The 18,159-nt window shown below is 40.9% G+C and carries 19 protein-coding genes; 10 read left to right on the plus strand and 9 right to left on the minus strand.

Annotated elements, in window-relative coordinates:
- The first annotated feature begins 160 nt into the window (after positions 1 to 160).
- Positions 161 to 406, plus strand: coding sequence for a hypothetical protein (locus GY065_RS01495; protein ID WP_174832839.1), 246 nt, complete (start codon positions 161 to 163; stop codon positions 404 to 406).
- A gap of 50 nt (positions 407 to 456) precedes the next feature.
- Here GY065_RS01495 and GY065_RS01500 read toward each other — a convergent pair whose 3' ends face one another.
- The 5 genes from GY065_RS01500 to GY065_RS01520 form a co-directional block, all read right to left on the minus strand.
- Positions 457 to 1,488: an AI-2E family transporter gene (locus tag GY065_RS01500; RefSeq protein WP_100115639.1), complete on the minus strand. Its 1,032-nt coding sequence runs from the start codon at positions 1,486 to 1,488 to the stop codon at positions 457 to 459.
- Between the two features lie 35 nt (positions 1,489 to 1,523).
- A complete protein-coding gene (locus tag GY065_RS01505; RefSeq protein WP_174832841.1) occupies positions 1,524 to 2,114 on the minus strand; it encodes a DJ-1/PfpI family protein in 591 nt (196 codons plus the stop codon).
- A gap of 529 nt (positions 2,115 to 2,643) precedes the next feature.
- The gene (locus GY065_RS01510) at positions 2,644 to 3,384 is read right to left on the minus strand and encodes a carbonic anhydrase (protein ID WP_037393121.1); all 741 of its coding nucleotides are present in this window, start codon (positions 3,382 to 3,384) and stop codon (positions 2,644 to 2,646) included.
- A 296-nt stretch (positions 3,385 to 3,680) separates the two neighbouring features.
- Positions 3,681 to 4,223: a hypothetical protein gene (locus GY065_RS01515; RefSeq protein ID WP_084547615.1), complete on the minus strand. Its 543-nt coding sequence runs from the start codon at positions 4,221 to 4,223 to the stop codon at positions 3,681 to 3,683.
- 190 nt (positions 4,224 to 4,413) lie between these two features.
- Complete coding sequence (locus GY065_RS01520; RefSeq protein WP_174832843.1) at positions 4,414 to 5,097, minus strand: winged helix-turn-helix domain-containing protein; 684 nt, start codon at positions 5,095 to 5,097, stop codon at positions 4,414 to 4,416.
- Positions 5,098 to 5,401: 304 nt separating this feature from the next.
- Here GY065_RS01520 and GY065_RS01525 point away from each other — a divergent pair, with 304 nt between their 5' ends.
- Both GY065_RS01525 and GY065_RS01530 read left to right on the plus strand, forming a co-directional pair.
- Positions 5,402 to 6,763: an MFS transporter gene (locus GY065_RS01525; RefSeq protein WP_174832845.1), complete on the plus strand. Its 1,362-nt coding sequence runs from the start codon at positions 5,402 to 5,404 to the stop codon at positions 6,761 to 6,763.
- Between the two features lie 443 nt (positions 6,764 to 7,206).
- Complete coding sequence (locus GY065_RS01530) at positions 7,207 to 7,392, plus strand: hypothetical protein (RefSeq protein ID WP_084562055.1); 186 nt, start codon at positions 7,207 to 7,209, stop codon at positions 7,390 to 7,392.
- Positions 7,393 to 7,472: 80 nt separating this feature from the next.
- On the opposite strand, the gene GY065_RS01535 is transcribed toward GY065_RS01530, so the two are convergent.
- The 3 genes from GY065_RS01535 to GY065_RS01545 are packed head-to-tail and all read right to left on the minus strand — an operon-like array spanning position 7,473 to position 9,469.
- Complete coding sequence (locus GY065_RS01535; protein ID WP_100126650.1) at positions 7,473 to 8,111, minus strand: LysE family transporter; 639 nt, start codon at positions 8,109 to 8,111, stop codon at positions 7,473 to 7,475.
- A 23-nt stretch (positions 8,112 to 8,134) separates the two neighbouring features.
- Positions 8,135 to 9,037 (minus strand): tyrosine-type recombinase/integrase, encoded by a 903-nt coding sequence (locus GY065_RS01540; RefSeq protein ID WP_174832848.1) that lies wholly within the window; start codon positions 9,035 to 9,037, stop codon positions 8,135 to 8,137.
- A complete protein-coding gene (locus tag GY065_RS01545) occupies positions 9,038 to 9,469 on the minus strand; it encodes a thioesterase family protein (RefSeq protein WP_037476084.1) in 432 nt (143 codons plus the stop codon).
- A 177-nt stretch (positions 9,470 to 9,646) separates the two neighbouring features.
- Between GY065_RS01545 and GY065_RS01550 the strand changes: the two genes are divergently transcribed.
- Positions 9,647 to 10,099: a universal stress protein gene (locus tag GY065_RS01550; RefSeq protein ID WP_174832850.1), complete on the plus strand. Its 453-nt coding sequence runs from the start codon at positions 9,647 to 9,649 to the stop codon at positions 10,097 to 10,099.
- Positions 10,100 to 10,200: 101 nt separating this feature from the next.
- Here GY065_RS01550 and GY065_RS01555 read toward each other — a convergent pair whose 3' ends face one another.
- A complete protein-coding gene (locus GY065_RS01555) occupies positions 10,201 to 10,830 on the minus strand; it encodes a TetR family transcriptional regulator (RefSeq protein WP_174832852.1) in 630 nt (209 codons plus the stop codon).
- Positions 10,831 to 11,143: 313 nt separating this feature from the next.
- Between GY065_RS01555 and GY065_RS01560 the strand changes: the two genes are divergently transcribed.
- From GY065_RS01560 to GY065_RS01585, 6 genes are all read left to right on the plus strand, one after another.
- The gene (locus GY065_RS01560) at positions 11,144 to 12,379 is read left to right on the plus strand and encodes an efflux RND transporter periplasmic adaptor subunit (RefSeq protein ID WP_174832854.1); all 1,236 of its coding nucleotides are present in this window, start codon (positions 11,144 to 11,146) and stop codon (positions 12,377 to 12,379) included.
- Between the two features lie 12 nt (positions 12,380 to 12,391).
- Positions 12,392 to 15,604 carry an efflux RND transporter permease subunit gene (locus tag GY065_RS01565; RefSeq protein ID WP_174832856.1) on the plus strand — a complete coding sequence of 1,071 codons (3,213 nt, stop codon included), beginning with the start codon at positions 12,392 to 12,394 and terminating at the stop codon, positions 15,602 to 15,604.
- Positions 15,601 to 17,100, plus strand: a complete 1,500-nt coding sequence (locus GY065_RS01570) for an efflux transporter outer membrane subunit (RefSeq protein ID WP_174832858.1) — start codon at positions 15,601 to 15,603, stop codon at positions 17,098 to 17,100. Before GY065_RS01565 ends, GY065_RS01570 begins: the two co-directional genes overlap by 4 nt.
- A 255-nt stretch (positions 17,101 to 17,355) precedes the next feature.
- On the plus strand, positions 17,356 to 17,589 hold the full coding sequence (gene rpmB / locus GY065_RS01575; protein WP_002216391.1) for a 50S ribosomal protein L28: 234 nt from the start codon (positions 17,356 to 17,358) through the stop codon (positions 17,587 to 17,589).
- Between the two features lie 26 nt (positions 17,590 to 17,615).
- Complete coding sequence (rpmG, locus tag GY065_RS01580) at positions 17,616 to 17,780, plus strand: 50S ribosomal protein L33 (protein ID WP_174832859.1); 165 nt, start codon at positions 17,616 to 17,618, stop codon at positions 17,778 to 17,780.
- A gap of 120 nt (positions 17,781 to 17,900) precedes the next feature.
- On the plus strand, positions 17,901 to 18,128 hold the full coding sequence (locus tag GY065_RS01585; protein ID WP_037393173.1) for a SlyX family protein: 228 nt from the start codon (positions 17,901 to 17,903) through the stop codon (positions 18,126 to 18,128).
- Positions 18,129 to 18,159: the final 31 nt, after the last annotated feature.

Raw genomic sequence — 18,159 nt, forward strand, 5'->3', positions numbered from 1 at the left:
ATCCCGAACAGGACCGTGAAACGACCTAGCGCCGATGATAGTATGGATTGCCCATGTGAAAGTAGGACACCGCCAGACTCCCCATAGAAGAACCCGGTTGATTAGTCAGCCGGGTTTCTTACTTTAACTACTGAGAAGAGAACAATACCGCAGCAGCCATATGGCTGCTGTTGCTGTATCTAGGTTAGAGAGGGGAAGGACTGCTGACGCAGTGCTTCGGCGAGTTGGCATAATTGCCAGTCTGTTTTTTGGTTTTATGTTTGGAATGAGCGGAATTACAGCGGCAGTTTTAGGATATGTGGCCGATAAAACCAGCTTACAATTCATTTTTAAATTTTGTTCTTTTCTGCCATTACTTGGAATACTGACAATTTTGCTACCCGATGTTGAGCAGTATAAAAATTAAATGATAAAAGGCCATTGTTCATGGCCTTTTTATTGATATACGAAATCAGATTAAATGATTTTGAGTTGTTTTAAAGACAATTTCAGGAAAGCATAAAAGATAGGGGCAAAAATCAATCCGATTACGCCAAATAAGCTTTCAGACAATACCATTGCAATCAGCAGTTCGCAAATGCCGGCGTGGATTTTATTACCAATTATTTTGGCATTGAGTATATATTCGATTTTATGAATGATAATTAGATACAACAGAACAATTACTGCCATCCAGAAGGAAATAGTAAATGCAACCAGACACATAACAGTATTGACTATCAGGTTGCCAATAATGGGGATCAGTCCAAGAACGAAAGTAGCCAGTATTAGGCTTTTGCTGAAAGGCAGATGAATACCGAATAAAGGTAATATGATAAGCAGGAAAATAGCGGTCAAGATAGTATTAAAAAAGGATATCATTACCTGTGAGAAGGCAACATATTGAAATACCAGTACCAGACGATTTAACCCCTCTTTGAGCGCCTGCATATAAATTGTCGATGAAGAATGGGTTTCAATGATATTGCGTTTGTTTTGCTGATAGCCGGCAATCAAACCGATAATCATACCAATGATGATGATTAACAATGAATGAAATAATTGCTTAATTACTGACTGAAGATATAGAACATGTTCTTTGATAAAGTTTAGTGCATTGGTTCGCAATTCAATCAGATTATCAGGAATATATTTATTTAGTTCTTTGGGCAGTGAGCTGGCAATGCTGTTAAATAAGCTTTGAATATGAGTAAGGGTTTGTTGCGGATCTTTGGCTACGCTGATTACCCAGCTAATCAGGTAACCAAAGCCGCTAATGAGTATTGCCATGATGAGCAATGAAAGTAATAATACGGAAAATAGTTTGGCTTTATTGCCCCAGCGATGCATTTTTTTTGCCAGAAAATCTTCAAGTTTCTGTGTGAGGGTATAGGTGAGTAATCCGGAAATAACACCGGACATTAAGTGTATTTCCATAAATATGATAAAAAAGACAGAATACAATACTACAAAAAACAGTCCTATTTTTTGTTGCTCATCTAACAGCATAATTTTTTCCGGGTTAATTTTTATAACAATAAAATTTATTTCAGACAGAATTCATCTTGCTGGCTGTCTTGCTGCCAGCGATATTCGATTCTAGTTGCGATTTGTCGGGCAACGGTTTCTCCTGCCCTGTCTTGCACAAAGGCTAAGGCCATATCCATACCTGCACTAATACCTGAAGATGTGTAATATTTCCCATCTGTAACCCATCTGGCTTTTTCTATCCATTGGGTTCGTAACGATGAAGTTTTTACCCATTCGAAAGAGAGTTTATTGGATGTTGCTCGTTTTCCATCAAGTAATCCCGATTTAGCCAGCAGGGCACTACCCGTACAAACTGTTAATACATACCGGCTTTTTTGTGCCAGTTGCTTTAGCTGGTTGATATAGTCAGCTTCAAGGATAAGTGTTCTGGCTCCTGTTCCACCAGGAATGAAAAGCGTATCGATTTCGGGCGGCATCGTGTTAAAACTTTCGGTAGCAATCTGTACACCATCTCGATTGCTTATTAGGCCACCATCACGGGAATAAAACTGCATTTTCCAGTCTGGAACTTTTCCAAATATTTCTACGGGTCCAAAAACATCAAGGGTTTCGAAATCAGGATATAGAACAATAGAGATGTGCATTATTTTTCCTTAGTATAGACTGGTTGAAAAGATAAATTTTTGGATATTGTTTTGAATATGAGTAGCATATCATTTTTTACTTCTCAGATGCTTATTTGTATTTGGATAGTGGAGCCTAAAATTAGGCTAATAGCAAAATATAGGATATGAGTTTATCTAGATATAATTATAATTCAGATTATTTTTCACTTAGATATGAATTTATGAAGTATTCGAACTTAATCCGTGGATAATTCAGTTGTAAAAATATAAAAATGTTGTAATTAGAATAACTGGTAATGCTGAAATAAATTGAAAATGAGCTGATTAGCAGAGGTGAACTGAGAAAAAACGGATGAAGAGATTGAAGCTTATAAAACTCAGAATAACATTAAGCATACATGGATAATAGTTTTTCCAGTATTGCTTAAATTTAGCTGATGTAATTTTGTTTTATAAATGCAGGATTAAAAAACACATAGGCTGTCAGGTTTAATAAAAGGCCAGACTTTGCTGATGCTCTTCTGACCTTTTATTGAGCAATTCTGGCTTAGTTGTTTTCAATAATGCGGTTATTGAGGGGCTGAACCGGCCGGTTGTTATTTTTCGGCAGATAATGAGAAATTTCTTCGATTTCATCCTTGGATAAGGTAATCGGCTGGCGGAATAATATCCACGTTACCGGTTCACTGCATGGCGGAGTGGTCAGTGAACCGGTATAGCGATAGTAGCTGTGATTTTTCGGATAAATGTGTTCAGGGTTGAATAATATATCGGTATTTTCACTGCTATTTTTGGCAAGTTGTTTAAATACGGATAATTTTTCAAAGTAGGAATTTTCTTTGCCTTCCTGTACAAATACGGCAATGACAAGATTACTGTGATCAGCAGCCTGATGAACAAAATGTAATTCCAGCGGATAGCGGACACCATTAATCGTGTGCTCAGCCGGTTCATGAGCATGAAACTGAACCAGTTTGTATGTTTTGTTTTCGTAGCTAAATGTGCTGTTTGCATCAAAGTTAAACTGGAGTGAATGACCATTATCAATAATTTGCTTAATATCGGCATGTTGATAATTAAATTTCAGTGCCGGTAATTGCTTATTGTTTTTGCTGTCAAAAATATCAATAGGAGATTGAGTTTTGCCTGATGCACAAGTTTGTGCATCAGGCAGGTTACCCCAGTTTTCCGGTGCGTTATCACCTTGATAACCCCAGTGGGTTTGTTCTGCCATGGCTGAGGTAGCCAGACCAAGGCTAAGACATAAAGCTAAAATATTTTTTCTCATGATGCGGTTCATATGGGTTTATTATTTTTTAGTTTAGCCTTATTTGGTAAAGTTGGGTAGTATTTTTGTTGTTAGAATCTGATATATTGTTAATATATTAAATATTTTTTATATGGTATTCTATTTCTGGTTTAAATCATGTTGAATCTAAATTTTAAATTACCATCAATAGGAACTGAAATTTGTGATGGTGTTATATAAAAAACATCTATTAATTTGCTATCAAATAAAATATATAAATCAAGTTTGAGACAGTACTTACTGTTAAATGGTAAACGTAGTATATGTAGAACTCTTTAGATTAGTAAAATTAGTCTGATGCAGAACCTCAAAAAGTATTTTTGTATATCGCTAACTTTACTATTAAAAATCCATTCATCTTTTGAATAAGTATCTCCATCTGATATGAATTTTTTATATTCATCTTCAAAATCGATTAAAGCTACAATTTTGTATTTTCCTTCGTTATGTTTATATAACAAAGCCCACCAATGGAGATGGGAATTATTATTTTGTATTTTGTGTAGTACGCCATTTTTTTGAAAATAAAAAATAGCTTCATCGTTCTTTATTAAATATGGTTTATTAATAGATTTAAGGTAATTAAAAACTAAGAAGGAGTAATAATTAGCGTCATCGGCCATAATATAGAAATCATCACCCATACTAGTTTTTAACTTATTAATTGTATTTTCACTGGGAGTGACTAATATAACTATATCTTTGTCAAAAATAATTTTTGTTTTTTTCTCGAATAGTATTAAATTATTTTGTCCTGCTAAAGCCGTGTGGAAAGAAAAAAATATTAAGCAGAAAAATATAAATAATGTTTTTTTCATAATAATTAAAGCCCCCCTTCTAATTGTTGATTTATCTGGATATGATAGCAATCATTTTCAATTAAAGCATGATCTGCTTGAGCTCTTATTGGAGCTAAAAATTGCTTAGAATCAGCTAATCCAGAATTGACATCATGCTAAACATATATAATTAGTTTATCATCAAAAAGTTAATTTTTATTGTAAATCTCTATTTATCAATTAATAATACATTTAAGTTTTTTCTACCTTTTGGCGTAATTGTCAATTCACGATTATTATCATTTTGTTTAAACCATTCTTGTTGTAGCATTGATTGAAGCAATGAAGTCCCTAATGGACCACCAATATGATCCCTATGCTCAGTAAAATCTATACAGCGCTTTCCAACACTGGCTGTATTAGAAGCGTTGAGTAATAGCTTATGTCCTTTAAAAAAATTTTTACCATGTTCAGTAACTATAAAAAAATTATCTTGTATAACAATAAATTCATTATTAATAAATGACTGCGTAAGTGCAACAGACCATGAACCGGCTAGATGTTTATAACATGTTCTTGCCTCTTTAAATTTTTCTTTAGTGTTAGTATTGGATAAAAATAAACACTCTTTCGGGGGAATAATATTAAAAGTTGATTCAATAAACATTGCGGTATCTTGATTTTTTATTTCATAGTAATGGTGTTTACCACACGCCCTATGATGGATAAGATCAATATCTTCTAGTTTTTTTAAATGAAAACGCGTAGCCTGTGGCGACAGATTCAGTCGATTTGCTAACCATGAGGCTGAAAGAGCTCTGCCATTCATTAATTCAGTGATAATTATAACTCTACTGAAATCAGACATTGCGTCTGAAAATCGTATTAAATCCTTACAATATAATTTATTCACTCTTTAGAATCTCCATGAAAAATCTATGATTTTTTATTATTATTCAATTTGAAATCAATTAAGCACAGCGAATTAATATACGCTTTTTAGCTAATTTGTTTAAATTTCTTTTTAAACATTATTCCTGAAAAGTAAATAAGCTAATCAGATATTTTCACCAATAAAAACAAGAGAGAAAAGATTTGAGTCAATATAAAAAATGGATATTTCATTATTGCAAATTTGATGATTGGTTAAGGGTGAAATCACTTTCTTCTGCAGGCAATTAGCTAATGGTTTAATCAAATTAAGACGGGGACTATAAATGACTAAAGTAGTAGATAGTTCTAAACCAATATATTCTATTTATATTACATGTTGTTTAGGATTGTTCTTATCAACACTGGATACCGGTATTATAAACTTAGCACTGAATACGTTTTCCATCGACTTTGGTGTTTCTTTGGAATATATCGGATTATCTGTTACTTTATATTTATTATTTTTAATTATTTTTCTTGTTCCTGGCGGTTGGCTTGGTGACTTTTGGGGGCAAAAAATAGCGTTAATAGCAGGTTTCGTGCTTTTTGGTCTAACCTCATTGATAGCTGGTTTTTCTGAGTCTGCCAATCAGCTTATTATAGCAAGATGCGGACAAGGAGTTGGTGCCGCACTATTGCAGGCAAATTGCTTGGGGCTGGCTGGTTTACAATCAAATAAACAGAAAATAAGATTAAATTCTTTCATAATGTTGGCGATAAGTTTAGGACCAATTTTAGGGCCTTCTTTCAGCGGTGTTATTTTAAAATTATGGGGATGGCAATTTTTGTTTCTAATTAATGTTCCATTGTGTATTGTGGGATGTTTTTTTAGTTTAAAAATAACTAAAGCAGTAAGCACACTAAAAAGAGAGACTTTTGATTTAAAAGGAATGATACTTTTTTTTATGATGTTAGTGGCTTGTGTTTCTCTTATTTATTCTGATAATTTAAATCTGTTATTGATTGAAAAAAATTTTATTGGTATTTCTACTTTAATCATTTTTTTATTTTTTTTGAGGATAGAGTCAAAATGCTCCAATCCTTTTTTTTCTGTCAAATTATTATTCATCTCGTCAATTAGATACATTTCAATTGGCAGTTTGGTCTTTGGGTTAACAGCGGGCATCATTTTTTCAGCGTCACCTCTCTTGTTTATTAGAGAAGCTGGTTATCCAATTGATTATATAGGATTAATCTGTACTGCCGCACCCATTGGCGTTATTTTAAGTGTGTTTGGCAGAAAAGTAATAAATTCAAGTTGTAATAAAATTATACTAATTTATGCTTTACCGCTTATGCTATTTGCTTTTGCCTTGCTTTTCTTTGTGAATTTTAATATTTCAATTTTTAATTATGTTATAGCTGCTTTGTGCTATGGTTTAGGTGGCGGACTGTTTCAAGGTTCATTAATTCAGATAGCGATGGATCAAAAAAAAGATAAACAATCAACGATTGGAGGTTTATTAAGGCTTTTTCAAAATGGAGGAATTATTATTGGGTCAGCATGTTCTTTAATGTTATTAGAAGCAAAGATTTCGCCTTTAGAGAATATTTCTACCTATCAAAAATTATGGGGTATTACTTTTAGTGTACTCTCTATTATGTTTGTTTATTCATATGTCTCTTTATTTAGAATAAAAAAATAAATACAGTCTCATTTTTACTTATGTGGCTAACAATTCAAATAAATTCTTATTGAAGATAAATCATCATATGGAAAATGCTTGAAGGAGCCGATCAATTACGTTCAATTGAGCAGGATAAATGAGTATATAAGAATGCGTTGGCAGAGATGGGCACTGGTAATAATGCCTTTGTGTATTACCCCGCCCGCAGATATTGTTAAATCACCCGTTATTACGTAAACGAACTTTGGTTATCGGTTGTTTGCTAAGTTGTTACATGCAACTGACTGGAAAATAGGCTATTGTGTAGCAGCTGCTGTATTGATGACAACGTTTCGCAAGGTTCATCAGTTTGATGTATTTGGTATTCATGCGCCTATATACTATATGCTATTGCTGTTTATCTGGCAGATGCTTCACATTATGAAAAGTTAGGCTGCTTTTTTCAGTAAAAATGCGATTTTATGCTGGCTGGTTTGGGTTGTTCATGTTTTGAGGTTTATGTGCCTCAGGGAATATATTTTAGAGTACTTAATTACGGAGATGTCAGCACTGCGCCAGAAAATGAATTTGTGCGGAAATTGGTGATTACACATCGGGTAACTATGGTACTGCTGGCGGCATTTTATCATGATGGATTTAGCCAGTAGAATGATCGTGCGCTGGGTAAAATAAATTATGGTAGTAAAAAATTAGGACAGATGATTTATCTGTCCTTTTTATTTATCAGTTAATGATAAAGCAGACTGGTGATAATCTGAATATATAACCAGCAGCCAAAGCAGATGAATGCACAGCCGCCAATGCGGTCGATAGCCAGACTCCAGTGTAAATAGTTGCGTTTAATTATGGGTAAGGAGAACAGCCATATCATTAAGCATAAAGTCAGTAAAACCTGTACCAGTAAAATAAGCATAATTTCATATTTTAATGTGGGTTTATGTACATTAGCCATAGCCATGGACATAACGCTGCCCAGATAAAAAATGATTTTCGGATTGGACAGATTGGTAATCAGACCTTTCCAGAAAAAATGCTTTTCCTGTATTGGTGCAGTAATGGAATTATTCTGGGGTATAACTGTACGTAGCATCTGGTAGCCGCAATAGATTAAGTATGAACCGCCAGCCAGCATCAGGGTATTCTGTAACCAGGGCAGCTGCTGCAATAAGACGCTATAACCTTCAATAGTCAGTAATAACCAGAAAGCTACGCCTGTAGTAATGCCAAGTGCTACGCAAAATGCAGCCCAGCGTGAGTAATTCAGTGCGGTTTTGCTGATAAGCAGCATATCCGGTCCCGGAGATAGCTGTCCCAGAAGATTAAGCAAAACGATACTGGCAATCATGGATTGTGTTTGATTAAGCATAAACAGATTCAGAGTTAAAACGGCTATTTGTTACGACGTTTGGCACGCGGATGAGTACTATCATAAATTTGTGCCAAATGATTGAAATCCAGCTTAGTGTATTGCTGGGTAGTGCTGATAGATTTATGCCCAAGCAGTTCCTGAACGGCGCGGATGTCATGAGCATTTTGTAAAACATGGCTGGCAAAACTATGCCGCAGCATATGCGGTGATAAATGGCGGTCGCTGCCATGAGTAATTGACCAGACATTTAAACGGTTTTGAATTTGACGCGCACACAGACGTGTACCGCGCTGACTGGTAAAAACGGCATTTTCTCCCGTAATGGCATAACGGCGGGGCAGGTAGCGCCGTAAAGCATCAATACTTTTCTGACCCAAAGGAACCTGACGCTGTTTATTCCCTTTACCACTAACATGAACCCAGTTTTCATTCAGCATTAGGTGATGCAAGTCCAGCTGCACAAGTTCACTCAGACGTAACCCACTGCCATACAGCAATTCGAAAATAGCCTGATCGCGCAGTGATAGAGTATCTTCGGCTGTCGGCTGGTCAAATGTGTGATTTAGTTTTTCCGCCGGGACGGCTTTAGGCAGACGTGCCCCCGCTTTAGGAGCTTTAATGTTGTTAGTTGGGTTGGTTTCAATTTTTCCATGGCGTTGCAGGAAATTAAAATAGGCTCGCCACGTACTGAGCTTACGAGCCAGAGAGGCAGGCTTATCACCCATCCCGCTAAGTTTTTTCAATGCACCGACCAGATGCAGCCGTGTAATGCTTTCAGCAGTAAGATTATCGGGCAGAATCCGGCTGAGTTGAATCAGGTCACGAGCGTAGGCAGTACAGGTTAAAGCAGACAGACCACGCTGCTGTAAGTGCTGAAAAAATTCATTCCAGAGTATCCAGTTGGGGGATGAAGTAGTCTGCATTTAATTACTCTGTGCAAGGAGATGACGAAAAGCCTCTGGTGTGCGACTGATACGCTGGCGTTCATAATTAAAAAAAGCCATACCGGTTTTTACCATGGCAATAGCAGCACCGTCACTGACACGGGTTATACGGTACAAAATACTGAAACCGGTGTTGCTCAGATCAGATATACCCAAATCAAAGTTTAATTCATCACCATAAAAGCTTTGTCCCTGAAATTGCAGAGCAGCATCAAGCATAATCAAACCGGTACCCCCAATATCCATTTCACTAAAGCCGAACGAGGCCAGCAGGCGCAGCCGTGCTTCATGGCACAGACGTAATACAGCATCATTGGCCAGATGATTACCATAATTAATGTCACCGATATATACCTTGATTGTGGTATGAAACAGCCAGTGTTCGGGTGGTTCGATATGGATACGGCTCATGGGTTTTCCTTACTGGATTCAGGCTAGATGGTAGCAGTTTTTGAGGTATTCTGTAGCCGACTGATGTTTGTATCAGGCAAATTTGTGCTAAGCTTTGCCAGTATTTCTTAGGTTGTATTGTTGTTTTTCAGTTTATTAACAAACGCAGTTATGGTTTGTCGGGCAGGGAGAATAACGATGTATCACAAAATTATGGTACCGGTAGATGAAAGTGCAGCTGCTATGCGAGCCTTGCAGGAAGCAATAATGCTGGCCAAGTTATGTAATGCGGTTCTACGGGTAGTCAATGTAGTGGATCTGGCGCAGTTTAGCTGGGGTGGTGTAGGTGCACTGCCCTCTGAAGAAGTACGCAAAGCAGTTAATGCCGCAGGTAAAAAAGGTTTAGAGCAGGCAGAAAAAATGCTTGAAGAATCCGGTATGCAGTATGAAATTGAAGTGCTGGAAAGTGCCGGTGATAAAGTAGCTGATATGCTGATTCAGGAAGCGACGGAACATAATGTTGATTTGCTGGTGATGGGGACTCACGGCTTCAGTGGTTTTATGCATATATTAATGGGATCTGTGGCTGAAGGTGTTTTACGCCAGTCTGATATTTCGGTGATGTTGTTACGTGTACGTGATGATGACTGATTAATAATTTGTTATTTCTATTGAAATCTGGCAGGCAATGAGCTCGGTTATTGCCTGCTATTTATTTATGTAAAATATCAATTTTAATCAGGATGGATGATTTACTGGCGAAGATTTGGATTGTGGTGCAGTGATTCGAGGGCAATGTTAATAAAATTAGGGGCAATACTGGTAATATCTATATTATCCGGATCAGTCAGCCATAAATTGGTTAACCCCATAAACAGAGCCTGAAAATACAGAGCAGCCTGCCGGATATTGATATTTGCCGGTAAAATATGCTGCTGACAGCACATATGAAATACGGCACACAGGTTCTGCCACCATAAATTTTGGTATTTTTGCAACAAAGCCACAATCGCATGGTTGTCAGTAGTATGCTCACAATTCAAATGCAGGATATGACAGAATTTACGATAATTATTATCCGTAGCCATACGCTGAAACATGTGTTTCAGTGCCTGCATCAGATTATTCAATGCGTCAGGAGAACTGGTGTCAATGTCATGTTGTAATTGACTGCTCAGTTTACTGAAAACCTGTTGGAATAATGCATCGAATAAGTCTTCCTTATTTTTAAAATGCCAGTATAAAGCGCCGCGAGTCACGCCGGCTGCGCTGGCAATTTCCTGAAGTGAAGCACGGCTGACACCGCGCCGGTAAAATATATCCAGTGCAGCAGCCATGAGAGCCTCTTTGGTTTGCAGGGCTTCTTCTTTGGTCTTGCGCATAATAAATTTCCATTTATTTGTAAATTAAATTTAGGCAAATCTGTATTTAATTCAGATTTGCACGAGATTTTTTGATTAAAATATCTTAAGTATTAAATTTATTGCATCTGGTATACATACATTGTTGCATGTATAATGCGCAGCGTAAAGTTATTCTTATTTAATCGACTGTTGTCGCATTGCTGGCTGCCTGATATTTAAATTCCGGCAGCCCAAAGTGTTGGCACCAGCGCTATTTGTGTCATATTTTTAGCACAACAGAGTAAAAAGTTATTTAATTTTTTAAAGTATATATGCACATATTGAGGTGAATATGGGAACGAATCGAAAAGCAGATAAATGGCGCATCAGTGCGATAGTACTGGCAAGTGCGCTGGCATTAGCTGCATGTGGTAAGAAAGACAATGCACCAGCACCACAGGCACCAATGGTCAGTGTACTGACTGTACATCCGGAAACGGTGACTGTAGATACCGAGCTGACTGGTCGTCTGAAGCCGATTCGCGAGTCACAAGTACGTGCCCGTGTAGCTGGTATTTTGCTGAAACGTCTGTTTACGGAAGGTACTTATGTTAAAGAAGGTCAACCACTGTTTCAGATCGACAATGCGCCTTATGTAGCTTCTTTGCAATCAGCTCGTGCCAGTCTGGCAACCGCACAGGCTAATGCGGCGAAGGCTGATGCCGATATTGTCCGTTATCGTCCGCTGGTTGCAGCTAACGCAATCAGTAAACAGGAATTTGATCAGGCAATCGCACAACAGCGTCTGGCGCATGCACAGATTGACAGTGCACAGGCCGCAATCAAAAGCGCACAGATTAATGTTGGCTATGCCTATGTGCGTGCTCCGATTTCAGGCCGTATTGGTAAGGCCCTGGTAACTGAAGGCGCTTTAGTCGGCCAGAATGATGTTACTCAGTTAGCGCTGATTCAGCAAACACACACTTTATATGTTGACCTGACCCAGACTGCCGCACAGGCAATGAAGATCCGTCAGGATATTGCTGCCGGCAAGATGAAAACCATCAATGGTGCCGTCGAAGTGGCCATCAAACTTGATGACGGTAGTGAATATCCGCAAAAAGGCCGTTTACTGTTTACCGATATGACAGTAGATGAAGGTACCGGTGAAGTTAAAGTACGTGCCGAAATTCCGAATGATGATGATATGCTGCTGCCCGGACAGTTTGTACGTGTAGAGATTCCGCAGGCTGAAATTCAGAATGCCATCGTCTTGCCTCAGCAGGCAGTAACCCGTGGTGCCAATGGTGATACGGTTACGGTGGTTAATGCTGATGGCAGTCTGGCTGTGCGCAATGTAACCGTAGTACAGCAAAAGGGCACAAACTGGGTAATCAGCGGAGGTTTGCGTACTGGTGATAAAGTAGCAATAGATGGTCTGGCACTGGTGCAATTAACCGGTGCGAAGAAAGTACAGACTCAGCCATGGAAACCTGCACCTGCCGGTAGTACACCTGCACCTCAGGCTAAGGCCGCATCTGCATCTGCACCTAAAGCTTCTGCGGCATCTGCCTCTCAGGCTCAGTAAGGAATCTGTAATATGTCACGATTTTTTATTAACCGACCGATTTTTGCATGGGTGGTGGCGCTGTTCATCATCATTGCCGGTATAGTGTGTATTACCAAACTGCCTGTTGCTCAGTATCCGACAGTAGCTCCCCCTTCCATCAGCCTGACTATTTCCTATCCGGGTGCTGATGCCCAGACCATTGAAGATACCGTATTGTCACGTATTGAACGTGAAATGAACGGTCTGGACAATCTGGATTACATGGAAGCAAAATCGTTATCCAACGGTACAGGTACATTAACCCTGACCTTCTACCCGGGTACCGATGATGATATTGCACAGATGAATGTGCAGAATGCCCTTTCTCGGGCAGAACCGCGTTTGCCGGCAATGGTAAAACAGACTGGTGTGCAGATTGCCAAATCACGGAGTAACTTCCTGATGGTAACCATGTATACCAGTGATAATCCTAATCTGACCCCCGCAGATATGGCAGACTATGTGGCACGTAACATTCAGCCGGAATTACAGCGTATTGACGGTGTAGGTAATGTAATGGTGTTCGGTTCTGAACGCGCCATTCGTATCTGGCTGGATTCAGACAAACTGCGCAGTGTTAATCTGACACCGGCAGCAGTTAATGCCGCAGTAGCTGCACAGAACCAGCAGATTTCTGCAGGTAGTCTTGGTGCTTTGCCTTCACCTAACAATATTCAGACTACAGCGACTATCATTGTGCCCGGTCAGCTGAAAACAGTTGAACAGTTTGAAAACATTATTGTTAAAGCCAATACCGATGGTTCACTGGTACGTCTGAAAGATGTTGCCCGTGTAGAGCTGGGTAAACAGGATTACTCTACTGGTGCCCGTCTGAATGGTAAAGACGTTGTGGGTGCAGGTATTCAGCTGACGACTAAAGGTAATGCACTGGCTACAGCCAATGCAGTTAAGGCCAAGCTGGCTGATTTGCAAAAATATTTCCCTGCCGGTATGAGCTGGTCTGCACCATATGACAGCTCTACCTTCGTTAGTATTTCCATTGAAAAAGTGGTACATACTCTGGTAGAAGCGATTGTGCTGGTATTCATTGTTATGCTGATATTCCTGCAAAACATTCGCTATACCCTGATTCCGACGATTGTGGTACCGATTGCTTTGCTGGGTGCTTTTACCATCATGTACTTTACTGGCTTGTCGATTAATGTACTGACCATGTTTGCCATGGTGCTGGTAATCGGTATTGTGGTCGATGATGCCATTGTAGTGGTGGAAAACGTAGAACGTATTATGGCCGATGAACATTTGCTGCCAAAGCCTGCTACAGAAAAGGCCATGGGGCAGATTTCTGGTGCTGTAGTCGGTATTACTGTGGTACTGATTACCGTATTTATCCCGATGGCGTTCTTCTCCGGTTCTACTGGTAATATTTACCGTCAGTTCTCTATCGTGATGTCGGTAGCTATTTTCTTCTCCGCTTTTCTGGCATTGTCGCTGACACCGGCCTTGTGTGCTACTTTGCTTAAACCGGTTAACGAACACGAAGCGGAGAAAAAGGGTTTTTATGGCTGGTTTAACCGCAAATTTACCAGCGGTGCCAAAAAATACGAATCCAAAGTGGCTTATGTACTGCATCGCAGTGTGCGCATGTTCATCATCTATGCAGCTATTACTGCCGGTGCACTATTAATAATGGTACGTCTGCCAACCTCATTCCTGCCGGAAGAAGATCAAGGTTACTCCATTGCTCTGATTCAGTTGCCGCCGGGTGCGACTCAGCATCGTACACTGGATACTTTCAAGAAGATGGAAGAATTCACTCTTCATCAGCCTGAAGTGAAAAACATGGTATCCGTACTGGGCTTCAGTATGACCGGTCAGGGGCAGAACGTTGGTCTGAGCTTCCTTGTACTGAAAGACTGGTCAGAGCGTAGCGGTGCGGAACACAGTGCCAATTCACTGGCTAACCGCATTACCGGTGCTATGATGGGTTCAGTACGTGATGGTTATATCTTTGCTCTGGTACCGCCATCCATTCCTGAACTGGGTACCAGTACCGGCTTCAGTTTCCGGCTGCAAGACCGCGGCGGTAAAGGTCATGAGGCATTACTGGCAGCGCGTAATCAGCTGCTGGGTATGGCTCGTGAAAGTAAAGTGCTGACACAGGTACGTCCGGACGGCATGGAAGATGAACCGCAATTGCAGATTGATATCGACCGCGATGCTGCTAATGCACAAGGCGTGTCATTCGGAGATATTTCTACCGTATTAAGTACTGCTCTGGGTTCCAACTACGTTAACGACTTCCCGAATAAAGGGCGTATGCAGCGCGTAATTGTACAGGCAGATGTGGCTTCCCGTATGACACCTGAAGACCTGAGCAAACTTACCGTTAATAACGCACAGGGACAGCCCGTACCATTATCCGGCATCATGAAGACACGCTGGATTACCGGTCCGGCACAAACTGTCCGCTACAATGGTTATACCGCTATGTCGATTACCGGTAATGCCGCTCCGGGATACAGTACTGGTGATGCCATGAATGAAATGGAAAAAATCGCCAGCAAGCTGCCGGACGGTTTTGGCTATGAATGGACAGGTCTGTCTAAAGAGGAAAAAGACGCGGGTAACCAGTCAACCGTCCTCTATATGTTCTCACTGCTGGCTGTATTCCTGTGTCTGGCCGCACTGTATGAAAGCTGGACAATTCCATTATCCGTAATGCTGGTAGTACCGCTGGGTCTGCTTGGTGTCGTACTGGGTACATGGATGCGCGGTATGGAAAACGACGTTTATTTTCAGGTGGGGTTAATTACCGTAATTGGTCTGAGTGCTAAAAACGCCATTCTGATTGTGGAGTTTGCCAAGGAGCTGCAAGAGCAGGGCAAGACCCCGCTTGAAGCTGCACTGGCTGCCGCTCACCTGCGTTTCCGTCCGATTCTGATGACATCCATTGCGTTCATTATGGGCGTAGTGCCTCTGTACTTCGCCAGTGGAGCCTCTTCTGCGAGTCAGCGTGCCATTGGTACCAGCGTATTGTGGGGAATGTTAGTGGGTACCTGTCTGGCTCTGTTCTTTGTACCTGTATTCTATTCAACTGTACGCAGTCTGTTCAGCAGGAAAAAGAACGACAAAAATGGCGGTACTCCTGACAATGACAAAAATCTGCCGATGACAGTAAACAGTGATGGCAGTGTCAGTGTGCAGTCTGCCAACCAGACAGACAAAGAGGATAAAGCATGAAACACATAGTGAAACCTACTCTGCTGGGTGTATTAGTTGCCGGAGTAATGTCTGCCTGTTCGATGGCACCCCGCTATCATCAGCCGAAAGTAGAGCTGACAGAAACCTTTCCCGGCGCAGAAGCCAATGACCGGTATGCCGGTTCAGTGGCTGCCGTCAATCTCGGCTGGCAGGACTACTTTGCTGATGAGCGTCTGAAACAGATTATCAATCTGGCCTTAATCAATAACCGTGATTTACGTGTGGCCGCATTAAATGTGGAAGCGGTTCGTGCTCAGTACGCTATTCAGCGCGCAGACCGCCTGCCTGCATTAGGTGCGACAGGTAATGGCGGACGCTCGCGTGTTGCGCAGGACTTGAGTGCTATACGCGATGCAGCGGGTCAGCAAACCAGCTATATTGCAGAATCATATAATGTCGGTTTAGGTGTAACCGCATTTGAGCTGGATTTATTCGGACGGGTTAAAAGCCTGTCTGATGCGGCTCTGAATCAGTATTTCCAGCAAAAGCAGGTGCGCGATTCTACCCAGATTAGCCTGATTGCCAGCGTGGCTAAAGCCTACTTTGCTGAGCGTATTGCTCAGGCACAAATGGACTTATCCAGCCGTGTATTAAAATCACGTGAAGAAAGCAAGCGTCTGACTGATCTGCAATTCAGATCCGGTGTGATTTCACAGGTGCAGGTAGATGTAGCAGAAGCGCAAATCGAAACAGCCCGTGCCGATTATGCTGCGGCTAAACAGGCGCGTGAACAGGCGCACAATGCCTTAACTTTGCTGGTGGGTAAACCATTGCCGGACGATTTGCCGGCAGCAGCACCTCTGAGCCGCCAGTTTGTGAATGCGGAGCTGCCTGCCGGCCTGCCGTCGACTATTCTGTATCAGCGGCCGGATGTACGTGCAGCTGAGTTTGCGCTTAAATCTGCTAATGCCAACATCGGCGCGGCGCGGGCAGCATTTTTTCCGCGCATCAGCCTGACCGGCAGTATTGGCTCCGGCAGCAACGATATTGGTCATCTGTTCAATGGTCCGAACCGTACATGGAGTTTTACGCCACAGATTACCCTGCCGATTTTCACATGGGGGCAAAACAAAGGTAATCTGGATCTGGCAACAGCGCGTAAAAACATTGCTGTAGCCCAGTATGAGCAAACTGTACAGGCTGCTTTCCGTGATGTGGCCGATGCACTGGTGGCACGTGATTCCCTTAAAAAGCAGTATGAGGCTAAATCACGTGGTGAACAGGCACAAACTAATCGCTACAAGCTCACACAGTTACGGTATAAACATGGTATAGCCAGCTCACTGGAACAGCTGGATGCAGAACGTGACAGTTATGCTGCACAGCAGGCACTACTCAATACACAGCAGACTCTGCTGGAAAACCGTGCCGATCTTTATAAAGCACTGGGTGGCGGACTGAATCAGCAAACGGTCACACCTGCAGAAAACACTAGCGTTACCACGACAACTACTACCACAACCACAGTGCGGTAATTGTCTGAAATCCGGATGGCAGTATTACTCTGCCATCCGTCTGACGGTATAAGCAGTTTACTGAAAATACAGTACAGGCAGTAACCTGAACCGGTAATCAGCCGGTATCAAATCTGTACTTACTACAGTTTGCCTGATTCAACAGCAACATTTTCAGCTGTTCATGTCATACAAAATGATTTAACCCTTGAATAGATTCCGCTTTTCATGGTATAAATCGCGTTTTACAAAATTATTAGAAGTTTGGAGTTAACCATGGCACGTGTATGTAAAGTGACCGGTAAGCGCCCGATGAGTGGCAACAACGTGTCACACGCCAACAATAAAACCAAACGCCGTTTCTTGCCTAATCTGCAATCACGTCGTTTCTGGGTTGAAAGTGAAAACCGTTGGGTACGCCTGCGCGTTTCTAATGCCGCCTTGCGTACAATCGACAAGGTAGGTATCGATGTAGTATTGGCCGACCTGCGCGCTCGCGGTGAAGCTTAATCATATTGTGATTTAAGGATAGAGCAATGAGCGACAAAATCGAAAAAATCAAACTGGTATCTTCTGCTGGTACTGGTCATTTTTACACCACTACCAAAAATAGACGTACCATGACCGGTAAATTTGAAATCAAAAAATTTGATCCGGTAGTGCGTAAACATGTATTGTACAAAGAAACCAAACTGAAATAATTATTTTTTACTGGTTTGAAAAACCTGAGCAGTTTATTGCTCAGGTTTTTTTATTACAAATAATCAAAACCAGATTATTTTTGCCGGTAAAGATTAAATAATCAAACAATGGACAACAACATGCCTGAAATCCTGGAAGCATTACAACACCGAATCGAAGAGCTGGAAATTGAAAGTGCACTACAGGCGGAAACTATCCAGAGCCTGAGTGATACCATAGCACGAATTCAGCAAACTCTGGATTTACAGCAGGCACAACTGCGTCTGCTTTACCAGCGCCTGCCAGACAAGATAGAAAATGGTAACGAACCATTTAATCCGGCTAATGAAATTCCGCCCCATTATTGATTAATTTTGTTCAGAATATTACAAAGCAGAA

The sequence above is a fragment of the Snodgrassella sp. ESL0323 genome (genome assembly GCF_013346865.1).
GTDB lineage: Bacteria > Pseudomonadota > Gammaproteobacteria > Burkholderiales > Neisseriaceae > Snodgrassella > Snodgrassella alvi.